Source organism: Streptomyces sp., from assembly GCF_019510245.1.
GTDB lineage: Bacteria > Actinomycetota > Actinomycetes > Streptomycetales > Streptomycetaceae > Streptomyces.
This window is the reverse complement of record NZ_JAEKKT010000379.1, coordinates 1-7,876: the sequence shown is the minus strand read 5'-3', so window position 1 is coordinate 7,876 and position 7,876 is coordinate 1. Positions and strand designations below refer to the sequence as shown.

The 7,876-nt window shown below is 66.8% G+C and carries 7 protein-coding genes; 4 read left to right on the top strand and 3 right to left on the bottom strand.

All coding sequences use genetic code 11. From position 1 onward, the window contains the following. The 4 genes from JF597_RS52220 to JF597_RS52205 all read left to right on the top strand — a co-directional run. The coding region (locus tag JF597_RS52220) for an integrase core domain-containing protein (protein WP_294013902.1) at positions 1-144 on the top strand (144 nt) is incomplete at its 5' end. Positions 145-257: 113 nt separating this feature from the next. After that, the gene (locus tag JF597_RS52215; protein WP_294013901.1) at positions 258-1,592 is read left to right on the top strand and encodes a hypothetical protein; all 1,335 of its coding nucleotides are present in this window, start codon (positions 258-260) and stop codon (positions 1,590-1,592) included. Positions 1,593-1,611: 19 nt separating this feature from the next. Next, positions 1,612-2,214, top strand: coding sequence for a hypothetical protein (locus tag JF597_RS52210; RefSeq protein WP_294013899.1), 603 nt, complete (start codon positions 1,612-1,614; stop codon positions 2,212-2,214). A gap of 3 nt (positions 2,215-2,217) precedes the next feature. Further along, entirely contained in the window at positions 2,218-2,808 is a 591-nt protein-coding gene (locus JF597_RS52205; protein WP_294013897.1) for a hypothetical protein, read from the top strand. Between the two features lie 86 nt (positions 2,809-2,894). On the opposite strand, the gene JF597_RS52200 is transcribed toward JF597_RS52205, so the two are convergent. The 3 genes from JF597_RS52200 to JF597_RS52190 all read right to left on the bottom strand — a co-directional run. Further along, complete coding sequence (locus tag JF597_RS52200) at positions 2,895-3,083, bottom strand: hypothetical protein (protein ID WP_294013895.1); 189 nt, start codon at positions 3,081-3,083, stop codon at positions 2,895-2,897. A 165-nt stretch (positions 3,084-3,248) separates the two neighbouring features. After that, on the bottom strand, positions 3,249-3,581 hold the full coding sequence (locus tag JF597_RS52195; RefSeq protein ID WP_294013893.1) for a hypothetical protein: 333 nt from the start codon (positions 3,579-3,581) through the stop codon (positions 3,249-3,251). Then, the coding region (locus tag JF597_RS52190) for an RHS repeat-associated core domain-containing protein (RefSeq protein ID WP_294013892.1) at positions 3,578-7,876 on the bottom strand (4,299 nt) is incomplete at its 5' end. The genes JF597_RS52190 and JF597_RS52195, both read right to left, overlap by 4 nt.

Below are 7,876 nucleotides of genomic sequence, written 5' to 3'. Positions count from 1 at the left end.
CAGCGGCCCTACACCTCAAACGCCGAACGCCAGGCCGCGTTTCCCGACTGGCTGGACTGGTACAACTACCACCGACCCCACACCGGGATCGGCGGCCAACCACCAGCCAGCCGCGTCACCAACCTCTCCGAACAACACACCTAGAGGCAAGGGGAATGATGTCCCGACCGAAGGACTGGTCTCCGGTCGAGCTGGACTCCGACCCGGTGTCGGGGGATCCAGAGGCCGTGGCGAAGTTGGGTCGGCGGTTTCGCACGGTGGCCGATGCCATCAGAAGGCAGACCGGCAACATCGAAGCCCTCTGCGGGGTGGACGGCTGGCAGAGCGATGCCGCGAACGAGTTCCGCAAGACGGCCGAGGGGACCGTCGGCCGTCTGAAGAAGGTCCTGGACCGTTTCGAGACCGCTGCCGACCTTCTGGGTGAGCAGACGGACCGGCCGGACGAGAAGTACGCCTCCGTTCTGGCGTCTTCGCAGCAGGCGGCGGACAGGGCCCGTAACGACGCCGAGAGTGACCGTGAGGAGCGGGACCGTCTCGACAAGTCGCTCGACGCCCTGGACAAGTCCGCGGGAGACTATGAGCAGAAGAAGCACGACCTCACCACGAAGCGGGACGAGGTCGACCGTCGTGTCAAGGACGCCATCAGGCGGGTGCACGCTGCCAAGAACGCCCGCAACCGAGCCGGTGAGAAGGCGGCTCGCGCCCTGGAGGCGCTCATTGATCACGACAAGCTGAAGGACTCCACCTGGGAGAACATCAAGGGAGCGCTCAAGAGCATCGCGGATATCGCCGGCTGGGTGGCGACAGCCTGCGCTCTCGCCTCGCTGTTGGTCGGCTGGATCCCGGTGATCGGCTGGGCGCTGGCGGGCGTCCTGGATGCGATCGCCCTGCTCGCGACTGTGGTGTCTTTCGCCTGCCATCTGGTGCTCGTCTTTTCGGGGGACGCGAGTATCGCCGACCTGGTTCTTGACGGCGTGGCCCTGCTCACGCTCGGGCTGGGCCGCGCCGCGCTGAGTGCGGGCAAGGCGGCCGCAGCCGGCGTGCGAGGGGTGCAGACGGCGAGCCGTTCCGCCCGGGCGGACTTCCTCGCGGCCAACTCGATCTCCGGTAGATCGGTGAAGGCTGCCAACACCCTGAAGGGCAAGGCAACCAAAGCCGCGAACCAAGCCGCCGAAGAGGCGTCACAGAGGCTCGCGGGTGATTTGCCGGGTACTTTCGGGAAGCTCGGGGAGTTCAAGCACGTCCTGAATCCCAGGGTGATCTACCAGGACACGGTGGACGCCGTGAAGGGCCTCAAGGACTTCAAGGACGTGGGGAAACTCTTCGGAAGGGATGCTTGGCAGGGAGCCCGGCCCTTCGGCAATCCGGAATGGGTCGAGTCCAGCAAGACGCTCAAAGAGGTGCCGATCCTCGGAAAGTTCGAAAGCATGGGCGGTGTGAAGTTCACCGACTATGTGCGATCCGCTGGGCAGAGGTGGCTTGCCTACACTGTCGCCGCGACCGCCATCGACGGAAATGACAAGCTTCACGGCCTCACGGAATGGGATAATCCGTACAACAAGTGGAAGACCGCTTGGACGGTGGGTTCGTGACGGCCAGGAGGAATTCCGAGTGAGCGGCGACGCGATGTGGCAGTGCCTGATCTCCGAGCCCGAGGGCAGTATCCGACTCCCCGTCGGAGAGAACGCGGAGTTCGGGGAGTGGGCCAAGCGCGCCGCCCGGCAGTATCTGGGCGCAGATGCTCCGCGAGGTGAGCTCCGTGAACTTTCCTCCGTGCTGGCTCGGGTGGCGGCCACGGCTGATCTGGGCGACCCCACGTTCGCCTATGCCTATGTGATCGACGCGGCAAAGGCGGTGACCGCCGTCTACGAGGTGCACGACTACGACGGCGACGGATACCGGTCCACGGACCGTCTTCCCGAGCTCCTGGAAGCTGTCCTCCCGACGTCACCCGAGCGCCGGAGCGTGACCGAGGTGAATCTTCCATCCGGGCCCGGCGTACGGGTCCAGGAAATCCTGTCGGTGGAGACCGGCTCGCTCTTCAAGAAGAAGACGATGATGGAGACGGTCACCTACGCGGTGCTTCCAGCACAGGTCGACAACATCCTTGTCTTCCGCATGTCGTGGACCAATCTCGTCTTCGGCGAGGCACTTCTGGAGTTGGCGCAGACGCTGGCCGAGTCGCTGGAGCTCACCGAGATCAAGGAAGGCTGAGGAATGGCTGACGCCGTCGCCGGCGGTCTCACCGATGGCGGGCTCCCGCCCACCGACTACGGCCTCGTCGTTCCGGACGGCTGGTTCCGGATTCCGCTTGAGCCCGACGGCTGGAAAGGGCCGATCAAAGCACTGACCGAACGGGTCTTCGACGGTCAGGACGATGCCGTACTGCTCAAGCGGGAATTCAGCAAGGCGCTTCGCGCTCGTGCCGAAGAAGGCCACGACAACGGCGGTGTCGAGCTCTACATCTCTGCGACCTCCATCGGCCCGGTGCCGCTGTCGTCCTCGCTCCTGGTAACCGTCGTCCCTCCAGGCCAGGGGTTCCGCCTGGACGCCCGCGGGAGCTCTCAGCAGATCAGCGCTGTCGAACTCCCCTTTGCCGGCCCGGCGACCATGCGACGTACCCGTACGGTTCCGGTCGTCGACGACTCCTCAGGTAACCGACTGCCTGTGACCGTGGTCGACTACGCCGTCAGTGTCCCGGGCACCGAAGCCGTTCTCCTGCTCACCTTCTCGACATCCCTGGACATGTTTGCCGACGCCCTGGTCGAGCTTTTCGAGGCGGTCGCCAAGTCGCTGCACTGGAAGTGACCGTCACTCCGGCTGCTCGGGTCCCAGAGCAGCCCGCCCGACCGCCGAGCAAAGCGTCCGGATCACCGAGACGTCGGCGGACGTGGTCACTCGTCGAACCACGCCACCACCAAAGTCTGGAGGGCGTTGACGCAGAAGGTGAAGTACGGGCCGTCGGTCGACTTCCGTTCCCGCACCAGAGCGGCGACCGGCTCGCCCCCCTCCGGGGCCCGCAGCTCTCCGAGCAGGTCGACCAGGTCCTCCGTGTTCACGCCCGCGGGCCGCGAGACCAGCACCGCCGCCAGGATCGGTCCGAGCCCTTCGGGGTGGAGGTGCAGCGCCAGCGCCGCGAGCCGTTCGAAGCGCCGTCAGTCCCCTCGTCGGACGTGATCCGCAGCCAAGGGAGTCCACCCCGCTCCAGGTCGGTCATCCTCGTCACTCCTGTGGTTCGAGCAAGGCGGTCAGGCCCCGAGCGTCCAGTAGGGCGAGTCCGTCGGAGGCGCGGGGCGGACGCGCAGGGCGGACACGTCGAAGCCCTCGTCGTCGTCCTCGTCACCGGTGGGCAGGCGTCCGGACTCGTTCGGGTAGTAGTACAGGCCGTACGACCAGTACTCCGGGAACTCGTGGCACATGAGATCGGGGTACGCAGAGATCTCCGCGTCGTGGTACCGCTCGTTGATCCTTGCCACCGCTTCCGCCCGAGAAATACCGAACCGCGAGATCATCTCGTTCGCGATGTCGCGGAAGTACTCGACCATTCCCTCGTCGAGATCCATCAAGAATTCTGTTGTCATGATGTCGGAGGTCCTACTCGTCGGAAAATGGAGCCGGTAAAGAGCTCGGCGGCCCTGTCACCGAAGATCGCGATCTGGTGCCCGTTCAGGACGGGGGGCTTCCCCTCCCTCAGGAATCCCTTGAGGTTACGCAGCATCGGCCCCTCAACCAGCTCGTAGTTGTGCATGGCGCCCCCGTTGCGGTTATGCCGGATGAACTCGGCCACGTCGTCCCCCGGCCCGCTGAAGATCTTGCTCCGCAACCCCTCCAGCTGGGCCTTCGGTACCTTGAAGTGGATGACGGCCGGCACCCCGCCCCTGTCGTTCGCCAGCTTCTTCGCCCAGTCCAGGGCCTGCCGGGCATCGTTCGTGACGTAGAAGCCGCCCTTCCCGAAGTCCATCTTGCGGGCCGAGGCCGTCATGTCGATCCCGTTCGCCATGATGCTGTCCGCGTGCTGGCCGAGCGTCCCATGGTAGAGATCGACGAGACACGGAGCCTTGAGCCCCAGCGGGTCCTTCCACTGGAGCGGGTTCTTCACATAGGCGTGAGGGTTCGGGGCCGGGGTCCGACCCAGCGGGTCAGGGCTGAGGTAACGGGCGGTGCCGGGCTCGTAGTAGCGGTGATGGTTGTAGTGGAGCCCCGTCTCCGCGTCGACGTACTGCCCGGGGAAGCGCAGCGGACAGTCGACTCGCTGGGCCGCCGTCGAGACTACGGGGACACCCCAGAGAGTGGACGACTGCGTCCATACGACACCGCCCTCGGTGTCCACCATTTCCGTCGGGGTGCCCAGAAGATCCGTGACGATGGCGTAGAAGCGCTCGTCGATCTCCGCTTGGGACGTCCCAGGGCCGAGCGGTCGGGCTTCACGCACGCGCTGCGCCACCGGCGCCGGGCCACCGGCCCAGTCCCAGACCGTACTGACGGTCCCGGCGGCCTGCTCGGCGAGATCGTCCTCGTCCCAGTAGAACTGCGTCTCATCGAGGACGGTACCGTCGGCGGCGAGCATCTGTTTCGCCACCCGCCTGCCGACGGGGTCGTAGACGTAGTGCCAGCGACGGCCGTCCGGCGTCAGTACGTCCGTGAGCTGGTCCTCGGCGTTCCACGCGTAGTGCCACTCACGCCTGCCGCCCGAGATGAGCCCGGTGACCCTGCGGACGACTCGGCCCTGATCGTCATGGTGGTAGCGGGTTCGGCCGGCTCGCTCGATGAGGGTGCCTGAGTAGCTGCGATCGCCGGGCCCCGTCTCCTCGTCCCGGACGGCTGCCGACGTGGCGAAGGCGGTGAGGTTGCCGACCGCGTCGTAGCGGTACGTCTCCTCCCGGCCGACGCCGGCGTGCACCGCTGTCACCCTTCCGGAGCGGTCGAAGGTGAAGGTCCGCGAGCCATGGCGAGAGTCGTGGATCTCGGTGAGCGCGCCGTCGGCACGGTGTTGGAAGACCCGCTGCCGGGTGTCACCGGCTGCGGTGAGTACTCGCTGGGTGGTACGCAGCCCCTCGCCGTCCCAGTCCTGTGTCAAGCGGGCGGCCTCCCCCATCACCCGCTCGATCTCACGCCCCGCTACGTCGTACCGGAAGGTGAGATCGTGTTCCCCGATCCGCTGGACGACCTCTCGCCTCCCAAGCTGATAGGCCCATCGGGTCACCGCGCCACTCGGCGTCCTGCGCAGTACCCGGCGGCCCGCGGCGTCGTACTCGGAGCGGACCTCCCGGCCGTTCCACGACTCGGCGAGCAGACGGCCCACCGCGTCGAGTTCCCGGCGCAGCTCGACCTCGGTGTTCCGGGCCCCGACGAGTCTGCCGCGCAGGTCGTACTCGTACGTGGTGGTGGTGCCGTCGGCGTCCATGGCGACGACGTTTCCGAGGACGTCGTGGCACAGACGCGTGACCTCGCCCGCTCCGTTGGTCCGTTGGACGAGCCGTCCCGCCGCATCGTAGCCGTAGGTGAGGGTACGGCCGTTGAAGTCCGTCTCGGCGATCAGCCGGCCGACCTGGTCGTACTCGTAACTCCAGGTCATCCCCGCACCGTTGGTCACGCTGCGAAGTCTGAGCTCGCTGTCGTACGAGAAGCGCTCGACGCTCCCGTCCTCGTTCTCCCGCAGGGTGCAGAGGTCGAAGTGCGTGTTCTCGTACTTGGTGTGCCTGCCGTTCGAGGAGCGGTACTCCAGGGGGTTGCCCTCGGCGTCGTATGTCCAGTGCTCGGTGCTCCCGTTCGGGAGGTGGCGCCAGGCGAGCTGCCCTTCCAGGGTCCAGCCCACTCGCGTGACCGCGCCGAAGCCGTCGGTGAGTTCCGTGATGCGGCCGAAGGCGTCCCGAGTGAGTCTCTCCGTCGCCCCCAGGATGTCGGTGACACCGACGACCAGGCCCGCGGCATCGTTGACGAGCGTCTGCTGGCGCTCGCCGAGTGCGTCGACGATGCCGGTGAGGCCGCCCCGTTCGTCGAAGGTGAAGGCCGTCGTGGCTCCCAGGGGGTCGATGACCTGAACTCGGTTGCCCCACTCGTCGTAGACCGACTCCCACACGCTGCCGTCGGGCTGCGTCACCTTGGTGACGTGGCCGAAGTCGTCATACTCCAACGACACCACGGCGCCGTCCGGGCGCATAGTCCGGGTCAGGTTTCCAGCAGCGTCGTAACCGTGGCGCGTGGTGTGACCGAGCGGATCGGTCTGTGCCACCAGCCGGCCGAGATCGTCCCAGTCGCGGAGGGTGCTGTGCCCCAGCGCGTCGGTCTCGCGCAGGGGACGATGGTTCTCGTCGAACACGTAGGTGATCGAGTGGCCCAGGGAGTCCGTGGCGATCGTGGCGCGGGTGTCGGTGTCGTAGCTGTAGCGGTAGGCGAGTACGCCGTCGTCACCGCCCGTGCGGACGCAACGGTCTTCGTCGTCGTAGGCGTAGCGGTACCAGTCGCCTTTTCTGCTCTGCCAGCCCGTGACGCGCAGCCGCTCGTCGTAGCTGTAGCGCTGAGGTGCGGAAGAGGAGTCGACCACGTCCGTGAGACGGCCGTCCGGGTCGTATCCGTATCTCAGGAGAGTGGGCTCGCCCGGCGCGCTCAGCAGCGCCAGGGCCGTCACCCGGCCGTCCGCCGTGCTGATCCCGACGCGGTACCCCCCGTGATGGATCAGTTCCGACGGGGAGCCGTCCTCGGCGTGGTGCACGGTGAGTGTGTTGCCATGACGGTCCTGCACACCGACCAGGGGGAGTTCATTCGCCGGGCCACTCGGTACGCGGCGGAAGCGCAGCGTCGTGTCCGTCTCCGGCTGCCGCAGCGTAAAGTCCGCGTCAGGCGAATCGCCCCGCGTGAGCGGCCAGTGGGGGCCGAGCACCGGACCGGTCGTCTCGCCCGGCTCCGGTATCGCGTAGTACAGGACAGTGCCGTCGGATGCGACGAACCGCATACCGTCCTGGTCGAAGATCAGCCGTTGGTCAAGCGTCGAGGTCCAACTCGGTCCGAACCAGCCGCCGGCCTGAACTCCGGTGCGGTGGCTGCGCTCCACGACGACCGGCAGGACACCGGGCAGGGACAGATCCGCGATCGACATGACCATCTGCCCGGTGGCCATGTCGATGGGGTCGCCGCACGTGAAGAGAGTCTTCATCTCCCGGCCCAGGCCCTTGAGCCTGGGCCCCATCCCCTTCAAGGCCAGCGCCATGCCTTTCAGGCCGCCCTTGCCCAAGGTCTTCAATCCCTTGGCGAGTTTGCCGAGGCTGGTGATGCCCTTGCCGCCGGGTATGCAGTCCAGCGCGGCGAATGCCACGTCCCATAGCGAGGCTTGGCCTTTGGAGTATTTGTAGAGGGTGTCCGCGAGGACGACGAGCGCGGCGACCAGCACGATCGCGCCGAGGATCGGCCCGCCGATGATCATCGCGATGATCCCGACGACGGCGACGACGACCTTGCAGACGGTGACGATGGTGTCCCAGTTGTCCTCGAACCAGTGGCCGACGTCCTGCCACCAGTGCCGGTTCGGGATCCCGGCGTCGGAGGCCTCGTCGATCTTCCGCTTCGCCTCACCCGCCGCGTCGTCGCGCATCTTGCGGGCGTCCTGGGCCATCTTCTTCGCGGCGTCCAGGGCGCTCTGGGCGGTGGTGACGTCCGACTGGGCCTTGGTGTGGGCGGACTTGGCGCTCTGCACGTCCCGGGTGGCAGCCCGGACCTTGCCCTCGTCCGGCTTGTCGGCGTTGGACTTGCTGCCGGTGGGGTCGTCCTTGTACTTGTCGGCTTCCTTCGTCGCCCGGGTGACCCAGGAATCGGCCGAGGAGAGCCGGGACTTGGCGGAGGACAGGTCCGACTGGGCGTCCTTCGCCTTTGCCAGGGCCTT